At 50.9% G+C, this 22,100-nt stretch carries 11 protein-coding genes; 9 read left to right on the top strand and 2 right to left on the bottom strand.

Annotated elements, in window-relative coordinates:
• Positions 1–17 precede the first annotated feature (17 nt).
• Positions 18–236, bottom strand: coding sequence for a hypothetical protein (locus tag O3276_RS02575; RefSeq protein WP_269674228.1), 219 nt, complete (start codon positions 234–236; stop codon positions 18–20).
• Here O3276_RS02575 and O3276_RS02570 point away from each other — a divergent pair.
• Positions 231–3,644, top strand: a complete 3,414-nt coding sequence (locus O3276_RS02570) for an RAP domain-containing protein (RefSeq protein WP_269674227.1) — start codon at positions 231–233, stop codon at positions 3,642–3,644. The genes O3276_RS02575 and O3276_RS02570 overlap by 6 nt on opposite strands.
• A 234-nt stretch (positions 3,645–3,878) precedes the next feature.
• Positions 3,879–6,632 (top strand): DUF1601 domain-containing protein, encoded by a 2,754-nt coding sequence (locus O3276_RS02565; protein WP_269674226.1) that lies wholly within the window; start codon positions 3,879–3,881, stop codon positions 6,630–6,632.
• 21 nt (positions 6,633–6,653) lie between these two features.
• Here the strand turns inward: O3276_RS02565 and O3276_RS02560 are convergent, their stop codons facing one another.
• A complete protein-coding gene (locus O3276_RS02560; protein WP_269674225.1) occupies positions 6,654–6,872 on the bottom strand; it encodes a hypothetical protein in 219 nt (72 codons plus the stop codon).
• On the opposite strand from O3276_RS02560, the gene O3276_RS02555 reads away from it, so the two are divergent.
• The 7 genes from O3276_RS02555 (at position 6,867) to O3276_RS02525 (ending at position 21,948) form a co-directional block, all read left to right on the top strand.
• Positions 6,867–9,776 (top strand): RAP domain-containing protein, encoded by a 2,910-nt coding sequence (locus tag O3276_RS02555; protein ID WP_269674224.1) that lies wholly within the window; start codon positions 6,867–6,869, stop codon positions 9,774–9,776. The genes O3276_RS02560 and O3276_RS02555 overlap by 6 nt on opposite strands.
• Positions 9,777–9,989: 213 nt before the next feature.
• On the top strand, positions 9,990–13,883 hold the full coding sequence (locus O3276_RS02550) for an RAP domain-containing protein (protein ID WP_269674223.1): 3,894 nt from the start codon (positions 9,990–9,992) through the stop codon (positions 13,881–13,883).
• Positions 13,884–13,900: 17 nt separating this feature from the next.
• On the top strand, positions 13,901–14,794 hold the full coding sequence (locus O3276_RS02545) for a hypothetical protein (protein WP_269674222.1): 894 nt from the start codon (positions 13,901–13,903) through the stop codon (positions 14,792–14,794).
• Entirely contained in the window at positions 14,776–14,901 is a 126-nt protein-coding gene (locus tag O3276_RS02540) for a hypothetical protein (protein ID WP_269674221.1), read from the top strand. The genes O3276_RS02545 and O3276_RS02540 overlap by 19 nt, the downstream gene beginning before the upstream one ends.
• Positions 14,858–15,370 (top strand): RAP domain-containing protein, encoded by a 513-nt coding sequence (locus O3276_RS02535; RefSeq protein WP_269674220.1) that lies wholly within the window; start codon positions 14,858–14,860, stop codon positions 15,368–15,370. The genes O3276_RS02540 and O3276_RS02535 overlap by 44 nt, the downstream gene beginning before the upstream one ends.
• A gap of 76 nt (positions 15,371–15,446) precedes the next feature.
• Positions 15,447–18,455, top strand: coding sequence for an RAP domain-containing protein (locus tag O3276_RS02530; RefSeq protein WP_269674219.1), 3,009 nt, complete (start codon positions 15,447–15,449; stop codon positions 18,453–18,455).
• 106 nt (positions 18,456–18,561) lie between these two features.
• Positions 18,562–21,948 (top strand): RAP domain-containing protein, encoded by a 3,387-nt coding sequence (locus tag O3276_RS02525; RefSeq protein WP_269674218.1) that lies wholly within the window; start codon positions 18,562–18,564, stop codon positions 21,946–21,948.
• Positions 21,949–22,100 lie beyond the last annotated feature (152 nt).

The following is a 22,100-nucleotide window of genomic DNA, read 5'->3' as shown; positions in this document are numbered from 1 at the left end:
CTCCCTTCCATCATGATTCAAGAACCGTTTTCACCTTCAAGGAAGTGCCAGCGTTGAGCACCTGTTGCCCATGCAGCTCGCCCCGGGTGATTTGGAAATAATGAATGGGTGGCATCAGGAGTCAATGAGTATCCCCAACCGTGTGGTTTTATCGATATTTCAGCAAAATGAACTTCTGAACAGAACAGCAGTCTGTTTTTTATATTTTCATGAATTAATGAAATATAACTATGCATAGAAGCTCTGCTGGTATCGGTGGTCAATACGCAGGATCCGGTAATGATTACAATCAACCGGATGACCGTGCCGCTTATTCAGGGCGTGGACAATATAGACATGCCACCGTCAGAAAGAGGGATAATATCCCCCGCACGACTCCGGAGCGTAATGAATTTCACCACTCTTCTGTCCCATATTTTGCCCAAAACCTGCCTTGCCGTTCAGTAAACCCTGCTCAAGATTTCAATGCCCTCATCAAACAGGAAGTAATGGATGATCTGATGAGTAAATCGGATCATTTCGGTTATCGTTATGATGGGAGAAATCACAGTCAATATGCCAATTCAATTAAGAGATACACGTTAGCTTCGCAAAGCCCCTTAACCCGAGCGGAACAAAGCCAGCTGATGATTTTTTTGCAAGATTATACCGCCACACGGCGTTGGAGCTGGCGAAGCCTGACAACAACACTTTACTCATTTACTTCAGCGGGTGTTTTTACCCCTCATAAACCCGTGGATGAGCGTGTCAGGCACACGCAGGGTGCCTTATTGTCAACGCTGCTTGATGCAATAATATTCAAGTGCAACCAAAAACCTCAAGCCAGGGACATTGATGCCCGGGGAATCGCCAATCAGCTGTGGGCCATGGCCAAACTGGTAGACAGCGGGCAGGAGCGAACACCAGTGTTCAACGAGGCTATGGCCGCGCTGTTGCCCCATGTGAACGCACAAAAAGATCAATTTAATGCTCAGGGGATCTCCAACCTGCTGTGGGCCATGGCGAAACTGGCGGTCAACGGGCAGGAGCGGACACCAGGGCTCAACGAGGCCGTGGCTTCGCTGTTGCCCCAAGTGAACGCACAGAAAGCTCACCTTAAACCACAGGAAATCGCCAACCTGCTGTGGGCCATAACCAAACTGGTTGAACACGGGCAGGAGCGAACACCAGAGCTCGACCAGGCGGTGGCCGCGTTGTTGCCCCGGATAAAAGCACTTAAAACTGACTTTAAACCAAGGGACATTGCCAACCTGCTGTGGACCATGGCAAAACTGGTGGACAACGGGCTGGAGCAGACAGCAGAACTCAAAGAGGCCGTGGCCGCGCTATTGCCCAACGTGAAGGCACAGAAAGCTGATTTTAAACCACAGGGTACCGCCAACCTGCTGTGGGCCATGGCAAAACTGGTGGACAACGGACAAGAGCAAACACCAGTGCTTAAAGGGGCCCTGGTTGCATTACTGCCCCGGGTGAACGTACAGAAAGCTAACTTTAACACACAGGAAATCGCCAACCTGCTGTGGGCCATGGCGAAACTGGTGGACAACGGGCTGGAGCGGACAACAGATCTCAGCGAGGCCGTAGCAGCGCTATTGCCCCAAGTGAACGCACAGAAAACTAACTTTACACTTCAGGGTATCGCCAACCTGCTGTGGGCCGTGGCAAAACTGATGGACAATGGGCTGGAGCTGACAGCAAGGCTCAACGGCGTCGTGACCGCGTTGCTGCCCAGCGTGAACGCAAAGAAAGAACAATTTATTGCTCAGCAAATCGCCATCCTGCTGTGGGCCATCGCGAAACTGGTGGACAACAGGCATGAGCGGACACCAGAGCTCAACGAGGCTGTGGCCGCGCTGTTGCCCCGGATAAAAGCACAGAAAGACCAGTTTTTTGCTCAGCATATCACCAACATGATGTGGGCCATGGCGAAACTGGTGGACAACGGGCTGGAGCAGACAGCAGAACTCGAAGAGGCCGTGGCCGCTCTATTGCCCAACGTGAAGGCACAGAAAGCTGATTTCAAACCACAGGGTATCGCCAACCTGCTGTGGGCCATCGCGAAACTGGTGGACAACGGGCAGGACAGGACACCAGAGCTCAACGGGGCTCTGGCCGTGTTGTTGCCTCAAGTGATGGCACAAAAAGCTGAATTTAAACCAAATGAAATCACCAACCTGTTGTGGGCCATGGCGAAACTGGTGGACAACAAACAGGGACGAATACCAGGACTCGAGAAGACCGTGGCCGCGCTGTTGCCTTATGTGAACGCACAGAAAAGCCAATTTAATGCCCAGGGTATCGCCAACCTGCTGTGGGCCATGGCAAAACTGGTGGACAACGGACAGGACCGGACACCAGAGCTCAAAGAGGCCGTGGCTGCACTGCTGATTCACGTTAACCCACAGAAAAAACAATATACTCCTCAACTGATCGCCAACCTGCTCTGGGCCATCGCAAAACTGGTGGACAACGGGCAGGAGCAGACACCCGAACTCAACGAGGCCGTGGCCGCGCTGTTGCCACACATGAACGCCCAGAAAGCTAACTTTAACCCACAGGAAATCGCCAACCTGGTGTGGGCCATGGCGAAACTGGTGGACAAAGGGCAGGAACAGGCACCACAGCTCAAAGAGGCCGTGGCCTTGCTGTTGCCCAGCGTGAACGCGCAGAAAGACCAATTTAATGCTCAGGGAATCACCAACCTGCTCTGGTCCATGGCAAAACTGGTGGATAGCAAGCAGGGCCAGACACCAGAGTTCAACGAGACCGTAGCTGCGCTGTTGCCTTACGTGAACGCGCAGAAGGATCAATTTAATCTTCAGGGTATCGCCAACCTGCTGTGGGCCATGGCGAAACTGGGTGAACTCATTGAGCTGAACGAGTTTACCGCCACGTGCGAATCGCTTGTCTACCAAATCCGTGACCCCCCCCGGCTCTCTCAGCAAGTCATATTGATGTCTCTCTGGGGCGTCATGGTATGCTGTGCCAGGTTGTCTCTGGTCGCCACTGCCAACAAAAACCATTTGCTTGAAAAACACATGGATGACCTGTTTACTCGCCTGGGAAATACATCCCCCGACAATGAAGATGATCACTCCATCACTGCCATGGCCGCAAATTGGCTTGGCAGACCGTGTCCGATCATCCCCCATTACCAGACAACCATTTCAAAACCTCAATCCAATTTCCGTGATCAACTCCAATCATGCATTCCCTCTTTAAAGATTGAAGAAGAAAAATGTCTGAACTCATTGCCTCCGGTAGACCTGCTACTGCCAGATCACAACATGGTTATTGAAATTCAGGGACCATCTCATTACGCAAGTGCTGATTTCAAAACCAGAAAGGGTTCGACTCTGCTGAAAATCGCACTGCTGAAAAAATCAGGATTTGAAGTCATTGAAATCCCGACAAACATACTTTGGAATCAGGATTTAATGAAATCATATATTGATCAAATAAAAATCAGGACAGGCATCCCGACACAGGTTCATTCTGTATCACTTAACAGAGATGAAGCATACGTTACTACCGATCAAAGACCGCAAGATCACGGTTACTTAACCGCCAAAGAACCTTCAGAAGAGCAAACAGGTAAACCAAAAAGGAGAAAAAGGAAAAAAAGGACGAGAAAAAACCAGTAAGCTCCTCCCTCCCATCATGATTCAAGAACCATTTTCATATTCAAGGCAGTGCCAGCGTTGAACACCTGTTGCCCATGCATCTCACCCCGGATGATTTGGAAATAACGAATGGGTGGCATCAGGAGTCAATGAGTATCCCCAGCCGTGTGGTTTTATCGATATTTCAGCAAAATGAACTTCTGAACAGAACAGCAGTCTGTTTTTTATATTTTCATGAATTAATGAAATATAACTATGCATAGAAGCTCTGCTGGTATCGGTGGCCAATACGCAGGATCCGGTAATAATTACCACCAACCGGATGACCGTGCCGCTTATTCAGGGCGTGGACAATATAGACATGCCACCGTCAGAAAGAGGGATAACATCCCCTGCACTACTCCGGGACGTAATGAATTTTACCACTCTTCTGCCCCATACTTGTCCCAAAACCTGCCGTGCCGTTCAGTAAACCCTGCTCAAGATTTCAATGCCCTCATCAAACAGGAAATAATGGATGATCTGATGAGTAAATCTGATCATTTCGGTTATCGTTATGATGGGAAAAATCACAGTCAATATGCCAATTCAATTAAGAGATACACGTTAGCTTCGCAAAGCCCCTTAACCCGAGCGGAACAAAGCCAACTGATGATTTTTTTGCAAAATTATACCGCCACACGGCGTTGGAGCTGGCGAAGCCTGACAACAACACTTTACGCATTTACTTCAGCGGGTGTTTTTACCCCTCATAAACCCGTGGATGAGCGTGTCAGGCACACTCAGGTTGCCTTATTGTCCACGCTACTTGATGCAATAATATTCAAGTGCAATCAAAAACCTCAAGCTTGGGACATTGATGCCTGGGGAATCGCCAACCAGCTGTGGGCCATGGCAAAACTGGTAGACAACGGGCAGGAGCACACACCAGGGCTCCAAGAGGCCGTGGCCGCGCTATTGCCCCACGTGAAAGCACAGGTGGACCAATTTATTCCTCAGGGCATTGCCATCCTGCCGTGGGCCATGGCGAAACTGGTTGAACACGGGCTGGAGCAGACACCAGAGTTCAAAGAGACCGTGGCCGCGCTGTTGCCTCACGTGAACGCACAGAAGGACCAGTTTAAAGCTCAGGGAATCGTCAACCTGCTGTGGGCCATGGTGAAACTGGTCGACAGCGGACAGGAGCGAACACCAGGGCTCAACGAGGCTATGGCCGCGCTGCTGCCCCATGTGAACGCACAAAAAGATCAATTTAATGCTCAGGGGATCGCCAACCTGCTGTGGGCCATGGCGAAACTGGCGGTCAACGGGCGGGAGCGGACTCCAGGGCTCAATGAGGCCGTGGCTGCGCTGTTGCCACATGTGAACATACAGAAAGCGAACTTTAAACCACAGGGAATCGCCAACCTGCTGTGGGCCATAACAAAACTGGTTGAACACGGGCTGGAGCGAACACCAGCGCTCAAAGAGGCTCTGGTTACATTGTTGCCCCAGGTGAACGCACAGAAAGCCAAACTTAACTCGCAGGAAATCGCCAACCTGCTGTGGGCCATGGCAAAACTGGTGGATAACGGGCTGGAGCAGACAACAGATCTCAGGGAGGCCTTGGCGGCGCTATTGCCCCACGTGAACGCACAGAAAACGAACTTTAAACCACAGGGTATCGCCAACCTGCTGTGGGCCATGGCGAAACTGGTGGACAACGGGCTGGAGCTGACAGCAAGGCTCAACGGAGTCGTGACCGCATTACTGCCCCGCGTGAACGCAAAGAAAGAACAATTTATTCCTCAACATATTGCCAATCTGCTGTGGGCCATCGCGAAACTGGTGGACAACGGGCTGGAGCAGACACCAGAACTCAACGGGGCCGTGGCCGCGCTGTTGCCACACATGAACGCACAGAAAGCTAACTTTAACCCACAGGAAATCGTCAACCTGCTATGGGCCATGGCAAAACTGGTGGACAACGGGCAGGAACGGACGCCAGAGTTCAATGATGTTGTGGCCGCCCTGTTGCCCCATGTGAACGCACAAAAAGCTCATTTTACCCCCCAGGAAATCGCCAACCTGCTGTGGGCCATAGCGAAACTGGTAGACAGCAAAAAGGACCAGACACCAGAGTTCAATGAGGCTGTGGCTGCGCTGTTGCCCCATGTGAAGGCACTGAAGGACCAATTTAATCCTCAGGGTATCACTAACCTGCTGTGGGCCATGGCAAAACTGGGTGAACTCATTGAGCTGAACGAGTTTACCGCCACGTGCGCATCGCTTGTCTTCCGAATCCGTGAAACTCCCCGGCTCTCTCAGCAAGCCATATTGATGGCTCTCTGGGGCGTCATGGTATGCTGTGCCAGGTTATCTCTGGTCGCCACTGCCAATAAAAATAATGCGCTTGAAAAACACATGGATGACCTGTTTGCGCGCCTGGGAAATACATCCCCCGACAATGAAGATGATCAATCCATCATTGCCATGGCCGCAAGTTGGCTGGGCAGAACGTGTCCGATCATCCCCCATTACCCGACAAGCATTTCAAAACCTCAATCCAATTTCCGTGATCAACTCCAATCATGCATTCCCTCTCTAAGGATTGAAGAAGAAAAGTGTCTGAACTTATTGCCTCCGGTTGACCTGCTACTGCCCGATCACAACATGGTGATTGAAATTCAGGGACCATCTCATTACACAAGTGCTGATTTCAAAACCAGGAAGGGTTCGACTCTGCTGAACATCGCACTGCTGAAAAAATCAGGATTTGAAGTCATTGAAATCCCGGCCAACGTGCTTCGGAATCAGGATTCAATAAAATTCTATATTGACCAGATAAAGACCAGGGCAGGCATCCCGCCACAGGGTCATTCTGTACCACTTAACAGTGATGAGGCCTACGTTACGACCGATAAAAGACGGCAAGATCACAGTTACTTAACCGCCAAAGAACCTTCAGAAGAACAAACAGGTAAACCAAAAAGGAGAAAAAGGAAAAAAGGACGAGAAAAAAGCCAGTAAGCTCCACCCTTCCATCATGATTCAAGAACCGTTTTCACATTCAGAGAAGTACCAGCATTGAACCCCTGTCACCCATGCATCTCGCCCCGGATGATTTGGCAATAACGGGTTGATGGCATCAGGGGTAGATGAGTATCCCCAACCGTTTGCTGTTATCGACATTTCAGCAAAATGAACTTCTGAGCAGAACAGCAGTCTACTTTTTATATTTTCATGAAATAATGAAATATAATTATGCATAGAAGCTCTGCTGGTATCGGTGGTCAATACGCAGGATCAGGTAATAGTTACAACCAACCGGATGACCATACCGCTTATTCAGGGCGTGGGCGATACAGACATGCTACAGTCAGACAATGGAATAATCCCCCCCGCACTAACCCGGGGCGTGATAAATTTTACCGATCTTCTGCCGTACGCTCCTCACAACATCTACAGTGCCGTTTGGTAAACCCTGCTCAAGATTTTAAGCCCCTCGTCAAACAGGAAACAATGGATGGCCTGGTGAGTAAATCTGATCGGCTCGGTCATCGCTATGATGGGAGGCATCACGGCCAATACGCCAGTTCCATTAAAAAATACACGTCAGCTGCTAAAAGACCGTTAAATCGAGCGGAACAAAGCCAGCTGATAAATGTGCTGCAAAATTTTACAGCAACGCGGAGCTGGAATTGGCTAAGTCTGACAACAACACTTCATTCATTTACCTCAGCGGGTGTTTTTACCCTTCATAAACCCATGGATCAGCTGGTTCAGCTTACTCAAGCGGCCTTATTGTCAACGCTGCTTGATGCATTAATATTCAAGTGCACCCAAAAACCTGAAGCCAGTGATATTGATGCCCAGGGAATCGCCAACCTGATGTGGGCCATGGCAAAACTGGTGAGCAATGGGCAAGAGTGGACATCAGGACTCAAAGAGGCTCTGGCTGCGCTGTTACCCCACGTGAACGCACAGAAAGACCAATTTAATCCTCAGCATATCGTTAACCTGCTGTGGGCCATGGCAAAACTGATGAACCACGGGCAGGAGCGGACAGCAGAGCTCAAAGAGGCAGTGCCCGCGCTGTTTCCCCACGTTAACGCACTGAAATACCAATTTAATGCGCAGGGTATCGCCAACCTGCTATGGGCCATGGCGAAATTGGTGGACAACGGGCTGGAGCTGACACCATCGCTCAAAGAAACCGTGGTTGCGCTGTTGCCCCACGTGATCACACAGAAAGCTCACTGTAAACCACAGGAAATCACTAACCTGCTGTGGGCCATGGCAAAACTGGTGGACCACGGGCACGAGCGGACACCAGAGTTCAACGAGGCCTTAGCCGCACTGTTACCTCACATTAACGCACAGAAAGCTGACTTTAACTCACAGGAAATCGCCAACCTGCTGTGGGCCATGGCGAAACTGGTGGACCTTGACCAGCAGCAAACACCAGACATCAACAAAGCCGTGTCCGCGCTGTTGCCCCACGTGAACGTACAGAAAGCTAACTTTAAATCAAAGGAAACCGCCAACCTGCTGTGGGCCATGGCAAAGCTGGTGGACAATGGGCAGAAACGGACACCAGAGCTCAAAAAGGCCGTAGCCGCGCTATTGCCCAGCGTGAACCCACAGAAAGCTTACAAACCACGGGATATTGCCAACATGCTGTGGGCCATGGCGAAACTGGTGGACAACGGGCAGGAGCAGACAGCACAGCTCAAAGCGGCCATAGCCACGCTGTTGCATGGCGTAAACGCACAGAAGGCAAACTTTAAGCCAAAAGGTATCGCCAACATGCTCTGGGCCATGGCGAAGCTGGTGGACAACGGGCTGGATCCGACGCCAGGTCTCAAAGAAGCTGTCACCGCACTGTTACCTCACGTGAATACATATAAAGACCAATTTAATGCCCAGGCTATCGCCAACCTGTTCTGGGCCATGGCGAAACTGGTGGACAACGGGCAAGGGCAGTTACCAGGGCTACACAAGGCCGTGGTTGGCATGTTGCCCCTCATGAACGCACAGAAAGCTAACTTTAAGCCACAGGAAATCGCCAATCTGCTGTGGGGCATGGTGAAACTGGTGAACAAGGGGGTGGTGCTAACAGCAGAACTGAAAGGGACCGTGGCCGCGCTGTTGCCCCACATGAACACACAGAAAAACAAATTTAATGCCCAGGAAATTGCCAACCTGTTTTGGGCCATGGCAAAACTGGTGGACAACGGGCAAGAGCAAACATCAGGGCTCAAAGAAGCTGTCAACGCGCTGTTATCCAACGTAAACGCACAGAAGGCTAACTTTAAACCAATGGATATTGCCTGCCTGCTGTGGGCCATAGCGAAACTGGGTGAGCTCATTGAGGTGAACGCGGTTACCTCTATGTTCGAATCTCTTGTCTACAGAACCCATGAAAACCCTCTACTCTCCACGCAAGATATCCTGATGTCGATCTGGGGAGTAATGGTATGCTGTGCCAGGTTATCTCTGGTCGCCAATGCCAATAAAAATAACGTACTTGAAATGCACATGGATGATCTCTTTACTCGCCTGGAGAATGCATGCCCGGACAATGAAGAAGATCAACACATCATTGCCATGGCCGCAAGTTGGCTCGGCAGACCGTGTCCGGTCGTCCCTCATTACCAGACTACCAGGTCAAAACTTCAATCTGATTTTCGCGATCAACTCCAATCATGCTTTCCCTCTTTGAAGATAGAAGAAGAAAAGAGTCTGAACTCATTACCTCCGGTTGACCTGTTACTGCCAGATCTCAACATTGTGATTGAAATTCAGGGACCCTTTCATTACGTGCGTAGAGATTTCAAAACCCGGAATGGTTCGACTCTGCTTAAAATTGCACTGCTGCAAAAAGCAGGATTTGAGGTTATTGAAATCCCGGTTAACCAGCTCTGTAGCCGGGATTTAATCAAACGATGTATTCATCGAATAAAGACCAGGGTGAACACCCCGTCACAGGGACATGGCTCTGAATCATTTACACGCCCAGGGACAGATGAGGCATACTTTGCTGCCGATGCAGGATGGCAAGACCACCGTTACTTAACCGTCGAAGAACATAGGGCAGAGCAACCAGGTAAACCAAAAAGTAGAACAAGAAAGAGAAAAAAAAAGCCAGTAATCTCCCCCCTTCCATTGTGACTCAAGCACCGTTTTCACATTCAAGGGAATGAGTGTCAGAACACATGTTGTTCATGAATTTCGCCCCGGATGATCTGCAAATAACGGATGGATAACATCAGGAGTCGATGTGTATCCCCAAACACCTGGTTTTATCGACATTTCAGTAAAATGAACTTCTGAACAGAATAACAGTCTGCCTTTTATATTTTCATGATTTAATGAAATATCATTATGGATAGAAGCTCTGCTGGTATCAGTGGTAAATACGCAAAATCAGGTAATGATTACAACCAACAGGATGACCGTGTCGCTTCTTCATCGGGGGGGCGATACAGACATGGCACAGTCAGAAAGTGGGATAATTCCCTCTGCAATACGCCGGAGGTCAACAAATTTCACCATTCTTCGAGCGCAAGCTCTTCTCAAGATCTGCAGCACCGTTCAGTAAACCCTGCACAGAATTTTAATGCCCTTGTCAAACAGGAGGTAATGGAAAGTCTGGTGAGAAAATCGGATCACATGGGTTATCACTATGATGGTAGATATCACGGACAATATGCCAGTTCAATTAAAAAATATGCGTCAGCTTCTCAAAGACCTCTAAATCGAGCTGAACAACTCCAGCTGATACGTTTACTGCACAATTTTACCGCAACACGGAGCTGGAATTGGCGAAGCCTGACGACAACATTTCATTCATTGACTTCAGCCGGGGTCTTTACCCCTCATAAACCTATGGATGAGCGCGTTACGCGTACACAAGCTGCCTTATTGTCAACGCTACTTGATGCAATAATATTTAACTGCAACCAAAAAACTAAAGCGAGGAGGAATATTGATCCCCAGGGCATAACCAATCTGCTGTGGGCCATGGCGAAACTGGTGGACCGAGGGCAGGAGCTGACACCAGAGCTCAAAGAGGCTGTGGCCGTGCTGTTGTCCCGCGTAAACACAAACAAAGACCAATTTGGTGCCCAGGGAATCGCCAACCTGCTGTGGGCCACGGCGAAACTGGTGAACAACTGGGAGTGGACACCCCAGCTCAAAGAAGCTGTGCCCGCGCTGTTGCCCCAGGTAAACGCACAGAAAGCTAACTTTGATCCACAGGAAATCGTCAGCCTGCTGTGGGCCATGGCGAAACTGGTAAGCAACGGGCAGGAGCGGACACCAGAACTCAAAGAGGCCCTGGCCGCACTTCTGCCCCATGTGAACGCACAGAAAGAGCAATTTAATGCCCAGGGTATCGCCAACCTGTTGTGGGCCATGGCGAAACTGTTAGATAACGGGGAGTTAGCACCAAAGCTCAAAGAAACGGTGGCCACGCTGTTGCCCCAGGTGAAACCACTGAAAAATCACTTTAACCCACAGGAAATCGTCAACCTGCTGTGGGCCATGGCGAAACTGGTGAACAACGGGCAGGAGCGGACACCAGAACTCAAAGAGTCCCTGACCCTGCTTTTGCACCAAGTGAACGCAAAGAAAAACCAGTTTAGTCCCCAGGGTATCGCCAACCTGTTCTGGGCCATGGCGAAACTGGCGGACACCGGGCTGGAGCAGACACCAGCGTTCAAAAAGGCGGTGGCCGCACTGGTGCCCCTCGTGAGCGGACAGAAAACTCGCTTTAACCCACAGGAAAGCGCCAACCTGCTGTGGGCCATGGCGAAACTGTTGGACAGCGGACAGGCGCGAACACCAGGGCTAAACCAGGCCGTAGCCGCGCTGATGTCCCTCGTTAACATTCAGAAGGCTCACTTTACTCCACAGGAAATCGCCAACCTGCTGTGGGCCATGGCGAAACTGGTGGACAACGGGCAGAAGCAGACACAAGAGCTCAAAAAGGCCGTGGCCGCGCTGTTGCCCCATATGAATGCAAAGAAAGACCAATTCAGTGCCCAGGGCATCGCCAACCTGCTTTGGGCCATGGGGAAACTGGTGGACAGCGGTCAGCAGTGGGTACCAGAACTGATCACGGCTGTGGCCACAATGTTACCCTACGTGAAGGCAAAAATAGACCAGTTTATTCCTCAGCATATCGCCAATCTGCTGTGGGTCATGGCGAAACTGTTGGACATCGGTCAGGAGCAGACACCCGGGCTCAAAAAGGCCGTGGCCGTGCTGTTGCCCTGCGTGCAGGCAAAAAAAGACCAATTTAAGGCCCAGGGTATCACCAACCTGCTGTGGGCCATGGCGAAACTGGTGGACAACGGGCAGAAACGGACACCAGGGCTCAAAGAGGCCGTGGCTGTGCTATTGTACCTCGTGCACGCACAGAAAGACCAATTTAGTACCCAGGGCATTGCCAACCTGTTCTGGGCCATGGCGAAACTGGTGGAGAACGGGCATGAGCAGACCCGTGGGCTCACAGAAGCGGTGGTTGCCCTGTTACCCCAAATGAGTGAACAGACAGCTAACTTCAACCCACAGGAAATAGCCAACCTGTTCTGGGCCATGGCGAAACTGGTGGACAACGGCTTTGAGCAGACATCAGATCTCAACGAGGCCATAACCGGGCTGTTGCCCTGTGTGAAGGCAAAGAAAGACCAATTCAGTGCCCAGGGCATCGCCAACCTGATGTGGGCCATGGCGAAACTGGTGGACAACGGGCTGGAGCGGACACAAGGGCTGAACGATGCTGTGGCCTCGCTGTTGACCCACATGAGCACCCAGTTAGACCAATTTACTCCTCAGCAGATCGCCAACCTGCTGTGGGCCATGGCGAAACTGGTGGACAACGGGCTGGAGCGGACACCAATGCTCAAAGAGGCCGTGGCCGCGCTGTTGCCCCACGTGCAGACACAGGAAGAGCAATTTAATCCTCAGCAGATCGCCAACCTGCTATGGGCTATGGCGAAACTGGTGGACAACGGGGAGTGGACACCAGATCTCAAAGCTGCTGTGGCCACGCTGTTGACTCACGTGAACGCATATCAAGCTAACTTTAAACCACAGGAAATCGTCAACCTCCTGTGGGCCATGGCGAAACTGGTGGACAACGGCCAGAAGCTGACACCAGGGCTCAAAACGGCCCTGGCCGCACTTTTGCCCCACATGAACGCACAGAAAGACCAATTTAATGCCCAGGGGATCACCAACCTCCTGTGGGCCATGGCGAAACTGATGGACAGTGGCAAGGAGCGGGTTCCGGAACTCAACGAGGCTGTGGCTGCACTCTTGCCCTGCGTGAACGCACTGAAAGACCAGTTTATTCCTCAGCATATCGCCAACCTGCTGTGGTGCATAGCAAAAATGGGTGAGCTTGTTGAGCTGAACGAGGTTACCGCTACGTTCAAATCGCTTGTCTGCCGAATCAGTGAAAATCCTCAGCTCGGTCAACAAACGATATTTATGTCTCTCTGGGGAGTCATGGTATGCTGTGCCAGGATGTCTCTGGTCTCCAATGCCCATAAAAATAACGTGCTTGAAAAGCACATGGATGACCTGTTTACCCGGCTGGAAAATACCTGCCCAGACAATCAAGAAGATCTATCCATCCTTGTCATGGCTGCCAGTTGGCTTGGCAGAGCCTATCCGGCCACTCCCTGTTACCCGACAATCATGTCAAAACATCAGTCCGACTTCCGTGATCAACTCCAATCATGCATTCCCTCTTTGCAGATTGAAGAAGAAAAGAGTCTGAACTCATTACCTCCAGTCGACCTGCTACTGCCAGATCACAACATTGTGATTGAAATCCAGGGACCGTTTCATTACGTCAATGGTGACTTCAAAACCAGGAATGGATCAACCCTGCTTAAAATCGCACTGTTGCAAAAAGCAGGATTTGAGGTCATTGAAGTCCCGTTTAAACAGATTTGCAACCGGGACTTAATGAAACTGTGTATTGATCAAATAAAGACCAGGATAAACATCCCGTTACAGGGGCATGGCTCTGAATCATTGACCAGCAGGGAGACAGATGAGAAATACTTTACTGCCGATGAAGGGTGGGAAGAACAAGGTTACTTCACCGCCGAAGAACCTGCAGAACAGCAACCACGCAAACCAAAAAGCAAAAAAAAGAAGAGAAAAAAAAAGCCAGTAATCCCCCCCCCTTCCGTCATGACTCAAAAATCGTTGTCACATTCAAGGGATGGCGTGCCAGCGTTGAACACATGTTGTTCATGAATTAATGAAATATAATTATGGATAGAAGTTCTGCTGGTATCAGTGGTCAATACACAAGATCAGGTAATCATTACAGCCAACCGCATGGCCGTGCCCCTTCTTCAGGGCGTGGACAATATAGACATGCCACAGTCAGACAGTGGGATAATCACTCCCGCTCTATCCCCGGGCGTAATGAGTTTTCCCATTCTTTTGGCGCACCCTCTTCTCAGTCTCTGCCTTGCCGTTCAGTATATCCTGCTCAAGATTTCAATGCCCTCATCGAACAGGGAATAGTGGCTGGTCTGGCAAGTCAATCTGATCGGTTCGGTTATCGCTATGATGGGAAACATCATGGTCTATATGCCAGTTCAATTAAAAGATACACGTCAGCTGCTAAAAGGCCATTAAATCTAGCCGAACAAAGCCAGCTGACAGGTTTACTGCAAAATTATCCCGTAACACGGAGCTGGAATTGGCGAAGTCTGACGACAACACTTCATGCCTTCACTTCAGCGGGTGTATTTACCCCTCATAACCCCATGGAGGAGCGTGTTAAGCGTACGCAAGTGGCCTTACTGTCAACGCTACTCGGTGCCATCATATTCAAGTGCAACCAAAAACCTGAAGCCAGAGATATTGATGCCCGGGGACTTGCCAACCTGCTGTGGGCCCTGGCGAAACTGGCAGGCAACGGGCAGGAGTCTTTACCAACGCTCAAAGAGGCCGTGGCCGCTCTATTGCCCCACGTCAACATACAGAAAACCAATTTTAAACCACAGGAAATCGCCAACCTGCTGTGGGCCATGGCGAAACTGGGTGAACTCGTTGAGCTGAGCCTGGTTACCTCTATCTTCACATCGCTGTCCACAAAATCAGTGAAAACCCTCAGTCCTCTCAGCAAGATATATTTATGTCTCTCTGGGGCGTAATGGTATGCTGTGCCAGGTTATCTCTGGTCTCCAATGCCAATAACGTACTTGAAAAGCACCTGGATGACCTGTTTACTCGTCTGGAAAATACCCCCCCCGGACAATGAAAAGGATCAGCGCGTCATTGCCATGGCCGCCAGTTGGCTTGGCAGACCGTGTCCAATCATCCCCCATTACCAGACTACCATTTCAAAACCTCAAACCGACTTCTGCGATCAACTCCAATCATGCATGCCCTCTTTAAAAATTGAAAAAGAAAAGAGTTTGAACTCATTACCTCCGGTTGACCTGTCACTGCCAGATCGCAACATGGTGATTGAAATTCAGGGACCATTTCATTACGTGAGTAGCGATTTCAAAACCCGGAATGGTTCAACTCTGCTTAAAATTGCACTGCTGCAAAAGTCAGGATTTGAGGTTATTGAAATCCCGATTAACCAACTTTGGAACCGGAATTCCATAAAACGATGCATTAATCAAATAAAGACCAGGATAAACACCCCACCAAAGGGGCGTGGCTCTGAATCATTGAACAATCCACAGAAGTTGTTCTTCTCCAACCGTTTGCGTTTATAGACAGTTCAGCAAAATGAACTTCTGAACAGAGCAGCAGTCTGCTTTTTATATTCTCATGAATTAATGAAATATAATTATGGATAGAAGATCTGCTGGTATCAGTGGTCAATACACAAGATCAGGTTATGATTACAACCAACCGAAAGGCACTGCCCCTTCTTCAGGGCGTGGACGATACAGACATGCCACAGTCAGCCAATGGGATAATCCCCCCCGCACTGCACCGGGTCGCCATGAATGTTACCATTCTTCTGGCACACACTCTTTTCAACATCTACAGGGCCGTTCAGTAAACCATGCTCAGAATTTTAATGCCCTCATCAAACAGGAAATAATGGCTGACCTGTTGAGAAAATCGGATCGTTTCGGTCATCGCTATAATGGAAAAAATCACAGTCAATATGCCCTTTCAATTAAAAAATACACGTCAGCTGCTAAAAGACCGTTAAACCGGGCGGAACAAAGCCAGCTGATACGTATGCTGCAAAATTTTACCCCAACACGGCGTTGGGATTGGCGAAGCCTGACGACCACAATTCATTCATTGACTTCAGCGGGTGTTTTTACCCCTCATAACCCCATGGATGAGCGTGTTAAGCTTGCTCAAGCTCACTTATTGTCAACGCTGCTTGATGCAATAATATTTAACTGCGACCAAAAAACTGAAGCCAGGAATATTGATGCCCGGGGTATCGCCAACCAGCTGTGGGCCTTGGCGAAACTGGTGGACAACGGGCTGGAGCGGACACCAGAGTTCAACGAGGCCGTTGTCGCGCTGTTGCCACGCGTGAACGCACAGAAAGACCAATTTAAGGCCCAGGGTATCACCAACCTGCTGTGGGCCATGGCGAAACTGGTGGACAACGGGCTGGAGCGGACACTAGTGCTCAAAGAGGCCGTGGCCGCCCTGTTGCCCCTCGTGGACGTACGAAAGAACCAACTTAATGCCCAGGGCATTACCAACCTGCTGTGGGCCATGGCGAAACTGGTGGACAACGGGCTGGAGCGGACACCTGGGCTCGACGAGGCCGTGGCCGCCCTGTTGCCCCTCGTGAACGCACAGAAAGACCAACTTAATGCCCAGGGCATTGCCAACCTGCTGTGGGCCATGGCGAAACTGGTGGAAAACGGCCAGGAGCGGACACCAGGGCTCAACGAGGCCGTAGCCGCCCTGTTGCCCCGGGTGAACGCACAGAAAGACCAGTTTATTCCTCAGGCTATGACCAACCTGCTGTGGGCCATGGCGAAACTGGTGGAAAACGGCCAGGAGCGGACACCAGGGCTCAACGAGGCCGTAGCCGCCCTGTTGCCCCGGGTGAACGCACAGAAAGACCAATTTAAGGCCCAGGGTATCGCCAACCTGCTGTGGGCCATGGCGAAACTGGTGGACAACGGTCAGGAGCAGACAGCAGAACTCAAAGAGGCGGTGGCTGCGCTGCTGCCCCACGTAAACAGACAAAAAGCGTGCTTTAATCCTCAGGAAATCACCAACCTGCTGTGGGCCATGGCAAAACTGGTGAACAATGGGCAGGAGTGGACTCCAGAACTCGAAGCGGCCGTGGTCACCCTGTTACCCCTGGTGAACGCACAAAAATACCAATTTAATGCCCAGGGGATCGCCAACCTGCTGTGGGCCGTGGCGAAGCTGGTGGACAACGGGCAGGAGCACACACCAGGGCTCAACAAGACATTGGCTGCACTGCTCCCCCTCGTGAACGCACAGAAAGACCAATTTAACGCCCAGGGGATCACCAACCTGCTGTGGGGCATGGCAAAACTGGTGGACAACGGCCAGAAGCCGACACCAGAACTCAAAGAAGCTGTGGCTGCACAGTTACCCCACGTGAGTGCACAAAAAGCCAACTTTAAACCTCAGGAAATCTCCAACCTGCTGTGGGCCATGGCGAAACTGGTGGACAACGGGCTGAAGTCGACACCAGAACTCAACAAGGCCGTGGCCGCACTGTTGCCCCTCGTGAATGCGAAGAGAGCTACCTTTAAACCACAAGGTATCGCCAACCTGCTGTGGGCCATGGCGAAACTGGTGGACATCGGGCAGGATCCGACACCAGAGTTAAAAGAGGCCGTGGCCGCCCTGCTGCCCCTCGTGAACGTACAAAAAAACCAACTTAACGCCCAGGGCATTGTCAACCTGATGTGGGCCATGGCGAAGCTGGTGGACAACGGGCTGGAGCAAACACCAGTGCTCATAAAAGCCTTGGCCGCCCTGCTGCCCCTCCTGAACGCACAGAAAAACCGACTTAATGCCCAGGGCATGACCAACCTGCTGTGGGCCATGGCGAAAATGGTGGACGACGTACAGGAGCAGACACCAGAGCTTAAGGAAACCGTCACCGCGCTGTTGCCCCACGTGAATGAGCAGAAAGCTAACTTTAAATCTCAGGAAATTGCCAACCTGCTGTGGGCCATGGCGAAACTGGGTGAGCTCGTTGAGCTGAACATGGTTACCTCTATCTTCAAATCGCTGGTCCACAAAATCAGTGAAAACCCTCAGCTCTCTCAGCAAGACATATTTATGTCCCTCTGGGGTGTAATGGTATGTTGTGCCAGGTTGTCTCTGGTCTCCAATGCCAATAACAATGACTGGCTTAAAAAACACATATATGACCTGTTTATTCGCCTGGAAAATACCTCCCCGGATAATGAAGAGGGTCAAACCATCATTGCCATGGCCGCCAGTTGGCTTGGCAGAGCGTGTCCGTTCGCCCCCCATTACCAGACCATCACTTCAAAACCCCAAACTGTCGTCCGCAATCACCTCAAATCATGCTTGCCCTCTTTGAGGATTGAAGAAGAAAAGAGTCTGAACTCATTATCTCCGGTTGACCTGCTACTGCCAGATCACAACATAGCGATTGAAATTCAGGGATCGTCTCATTACGTGAATGGTGATTTCAAAACCAGGAAGGGTTCGACGCTGCTGAAAATTGCGCTGCTGCAAAAAGCAGGGTTTGAGGTCATTGAAATTCCGGCTAACCAGCTTTGTCACCAGGATTTAAGGCAACCATTTATTGATCAAATAAAGGCCAGGGTAAACAGCTTGCCTTTTCATATTCCAGAGTAGTTGTTCTTCTCCAACCATCGGCGTTTATAGACAGTTCAGCAAAATGAACTTCTGAGCAGAACAGCAGTCTGCTTTTTATATTTTCATGAATTAATGAAATATAATTATGGATAAAAGTTCTGCGGGTATCAGTGGTCAATACAAAAGATCAGATAACGGTTACAACCGACCGAATGGCCATGCCCCTTCATCAGGGCGTGGGCGATACCGACATGCCACAGTCAGACAATGGGATCATCCTCCCCGCACGGCAACGGGTCGCAATGACTTTTACCACTCTTCTGGCACACGCTCTTCTCAACATCTACAGGGCCGTTCAGTAACCCCTTCTCAAGATTTTAATGCCCTCGTTAAGCAGGAAATAATGGATGGCCTGGTGAGAAAAGCGGATCGTTTCGGTCATCGCTATGATGGGAGAGATCACAGTCGATATGCCAGTTCAATTAAAAAATACACGTCAGCTGCTAAAAGACCGTTAAACCGGGCGGAACAAAGCCAGCTGATACGTATACTGCAAAATTTTACCCCAACACGGCGTTGGGATTGGCGAAGCCTGACGACCACAATCCATGCATTGACTTCAGCGGGTGTTTTTACCCCTCATAACCCCATGGATGAGCGTGTTAAGCTTACTCAAGCTTACTTATTGTCAACGCTGCTTGATGCAATAATATTTAACTGCGGCCAAAAAGCTGAAGCCAGGAATATTGATGCCCGGGGTATCGCCAACCTGCTGTGGGCCCTGGCGAAGCTGGTGGACAACGGGCTGGAGCGGACACCAGAGTTCAACGAAGCCGTTGGCGCGCTGTTGCCCCGCGTGAGCGCACAGAAAGACCAATTTAAGGCCCAGGGTATCACCAACCTGCTGTGGGCCATGGCGAAACTGGTGGACAACGGGCTGGAGCGGACACCAGGGCTCAACGAGGCCGTGGCCGCCCTGTTGCCCCTCGTGGACGCACGAAAGAACCAACTTAATGCCCAGGGCATTACCAACCTGCTGTGGGCCATGGCGAAACTGGTGGACAGCGGACAGGAGCGGACACCGGGGCTCAACGAGGCCATGGCTGCGCTGTTGCCCCAGGTGAACGCACAGAAAGACCTGTTTAATGCCCAGGCCATTGTCAACCTGCTGTGGGCCATGGCGAAACTGGTGGACAACGGGCTGGAGCGGACACCAGGGCTCGAAGAGGCCGTGGCCGCCCTGCTGCCCCTCCTGAACGCACAGAAAAACCGACTTAATGCCCAGGGCATTACCAACCTGCTGTGGGCCATGGCGAAACTGGTGGACAACGGGCTGGAGCGGACACCAGGGCTCAACAAGGCCGTGGCCGTCCTGTTGCCCCTCGTGAACGCACAGAAAGACCAATTTAATGCCCAGAAAATTGTCAACCTGCTGTGGGCCATGGCGAAACTGGTGGATAGCGGGCAGGAGCGGACACCAGCGCTCAACGAGGCCGTGGCCGCCCTGTTGCCCCAAGTGAACGCACAGAAAGACCAATTTAATGCCCAGGGCATGGTCAACCTGCTGTGGGCCATAGCGAAACTGGTGGACAACGGGCTGGAGCGGACACCAGGGCTCAAAGAGGCCGTGGCCGCCCTGTTGCCCCTCGTGAACACACAGAAAAACCGACTTAATGCCCAGGGCATTGCCAACCTGCTGTGGGCCATGGCGAAACTGGTGGACAACGGGCTGGAGTGGACAGCAGAGCTCAAAGAGGCGGTGGTCACGCTGTTACCCCACGTGAACGCACAGAAAGACCAATTTAAAGCCCAGGGAATCGCCAACCTATTGTGGGCCATGACGAAACTGGTGGACAACGGGCAGGAGCGGACACCAGGGATCAATGAGGCCGTGGCCGCCCTGTTGCCCTATGTGAACGCACAGCAAAACCAATTTATTCCTCAGCATATCGCCAACCTGCTGTGGGCCATGGCGAAACTGGTGGACAATGGGCAGAAGCAGACACCAGGGCTGAACGAAGCCCTGGTCGCGTTGTTGTCCCGGGTGAACGCACAGAAAGACCAATTTAATGTCCAGGATATCGCCAACCTGCTGTGGGCCATGGCGAAACTGGTGAACAACGGGCAGAAGCAGACGCCGGGGCTCAACGACGCCGTGGCTACATTATTGCCCCACGTGATCGTACAGAAAGCTAACTTTAAACCACAGGATATCACCAACCTGCTGTGGGCCATGGCGAAACTGGTGAACAACGGGCAGGAGCGGACACCTGAGCTCAAAGAGGCCGTGGCCGCACTGTTGCCCCATGTGAACGCACAGAAAGCTGACTTTAAACCACTGGTTATTGCCAACCTGCTGTGGGCCATGGCGAAACTGTCGGACTACGCCCGGGAGCGGACACCAGAGTTCATCGAGGCCGTGGCCACGTTGTTGCACTGCGTGAACGCACAGAAAGACCAATTTATTCCTCAGCAGATCAGCAACCTGCTTTGGGCCATGGCAAAACTGTTGGACAACGGGCTGGAGCGGTCACCAGGGCTCAACGAGGCCGTGACCGCCCTGTTGCCCTACGTGAACGCACAGAAGGACCAATGGAATGCCCAGCATATTGCCAACCTGCTGTGGGCCATGGCGAAACTGGTGGATTACGGGCAAAAGCGGACACCAGCGCTCAACGAGGCTGTGGCCACGCTGTTGCCCCATGTGAACGCACAGAAAGACCAATTTCTTCCTCAGCACATCGCCAACCTGCTGTGGTCCATGGCGAAACTGGTGGACAACGGGCTGGAATGGACACCCGAGTTCAAAGCGGCCATGGCCGCGCTGTTACCCCACGTGAACGCACAGAAAGCTAACTTTAAACCACAGGGCATCGCCAACCTGCTGTGGGCCATGGCGAGACTGGGTGAACTGGTTGAGCTGAATGTGTTTACCTCTACATTCGAATCGCTTGTCTACCGAATCAGTGAAAATCCTCAGTTCTCCAGGCAAGATATATTGATATCTCTCTGGGGCGTAATGGTATGCTGTGCCAGGTTGTCTCTGGTCTCCAATGCCAATAAAAATAACGTGTTTGAAAAGCACATGGATGACCTGTTGACTCGCCTGGACAATACATCCCTGGACAATGAAAAGGATCGACACATTGTTATCATGGCCGCCAGTTGGCTTGGCAGAGCGTGTCCGTTCAACCCCCATTACCGGACAAACATTTCAGAACCTCAAACTTTCTTCCGCGATCAGCTCCAGTCATGCATGCCCTGTTTGAAGATTGAAGAAGAAAAGTGCCTGAACTCATTGCCTCCCGTTGACCTGCTACTGCCAGATCACAACATTATTATTGAAGTTCAGGGGCCGTTTCATTACGTGAATGGTGATTTCAAAACCAGGAAAGGTTCGACTCTGCTGAAAATCGCACTGTTGCAAAAGGCAGGGTTTGAAGTCATTGAAATCCCGGTTAATCAGCTTTGTAACCAGGATTTAATGAAACCATTTATTGATCAAGTAAAGAAGAGAACAAACAGCCAGTAATCGTCTCCCTGTCATCATGACTCAGGAACCGTTTTCACAATTCAGAGTAGATGTTCTCCTCCAACCACTTGCGTTTATAACCCGTTCAGCAAAATGAACTTCTGAACAGAACCGCAGTCTGCTTTTTATATTCTCATGAATTAATGAAATAT

Origin of the sequence: Endozoicomonas sp. GU-1 (genome assembly GCF_027366395.1) — a bacterium.
In the GTDB taxonomy this organism is placed as follows: domain Bacteria; phylum Pseudomonadota; class Gammaproteobacteria; order Pseudomonadales; family Endozoicomonadaceae; genus Endozoicomonas.
The sequence above is the reverse complement of the archived record's forward strand: the minus strand, read 5'-3'. Positions and strand labels throughout refer to the sequence as shown.

What these genes read in the sequence shown, in the direction of transcription:
- O3276_RS02570 (WP_269674227.1), top strand. Translation starts at nt 231, where the DNA reads ATGCATAGAAGCTCTGCTGGTATCGGTGGTCAATACGCAGGATCCGGT.
- O3276_RS02575 (WP_269674228.1), bottom strand. Translation starts at nt 236, where the DNA reads ATGCATAGTTATATTTCATTAATTCATGAAAATATAAAAAACAGACTG.
- O3276_RS02565 (WP_269674226.1), top strand. Translation starts at nt 3,879, where the DNA reads ATGCATAGAAGCTCTGCTGGTATCGGTGGCCAATACGCAGGATCCGGT.
- O3276_RS02555 (WP_269674224.1), top strand. Translation starts at nt 6,867, where the DNA reads ATGCATAGAAGCTCTGCTGGTATCGGTGGTCAATACGCAGGATCAGGT.
- O3276_RS02560 (WP_269674225.1), bottom strand. Translation starts at nt 6,872, where the DNA reads ATGCATAATTATATTTCATTATTTCATGAAAATATAAAAAGTAGACTG.
- O3276_RS02550 (WP_269674223.1), top strand. Translation starts at nt 9,990, where the DNA reads ATGGATAGAAGCTCTGCTGGTATCAGTGGTAAATACGCAAAATCAGGT.
- O3276_RS02545 (WP_269674222.1), top strand. Translation starts at nt 13,901, where the DNA reads ATGGATAGAAGTTCTGCTGGTATCAGTGGTCAATACACAAGATCAGGT.
- O3276_RS02540 (WP_269674221.1), top strand. Translation starts at nt 14,776, where the DNA reads ATGTCTCTCTGGGGCGTAATGGTATGCTGTGCCAGGTTATCTCTGGTC.
- O3276_RS02535 (WP_269674220.1), top strand. Translation starts at nt 14,858, where the DNA reads ATGACCTGTTTACTCGTCTGGAAAATACCCCCCCCGGACAATGAAAAG.
- O3276_RS02530 (WP_269674219.1), top strand. Translation starts at nt 15,447, where the DNA reads ATGGATAGAAGATCTGCTGGTATCAGTGGTCAATACACAAGATCAGGT.
- O3276_RS02525 (WP_269674218.1), top strand. Translation starts at nt 18,562, where the DNA reads ATGGATAAAAGTTCTGCGGGTATCAGTGGTCAATACAAAAGATCAGAT.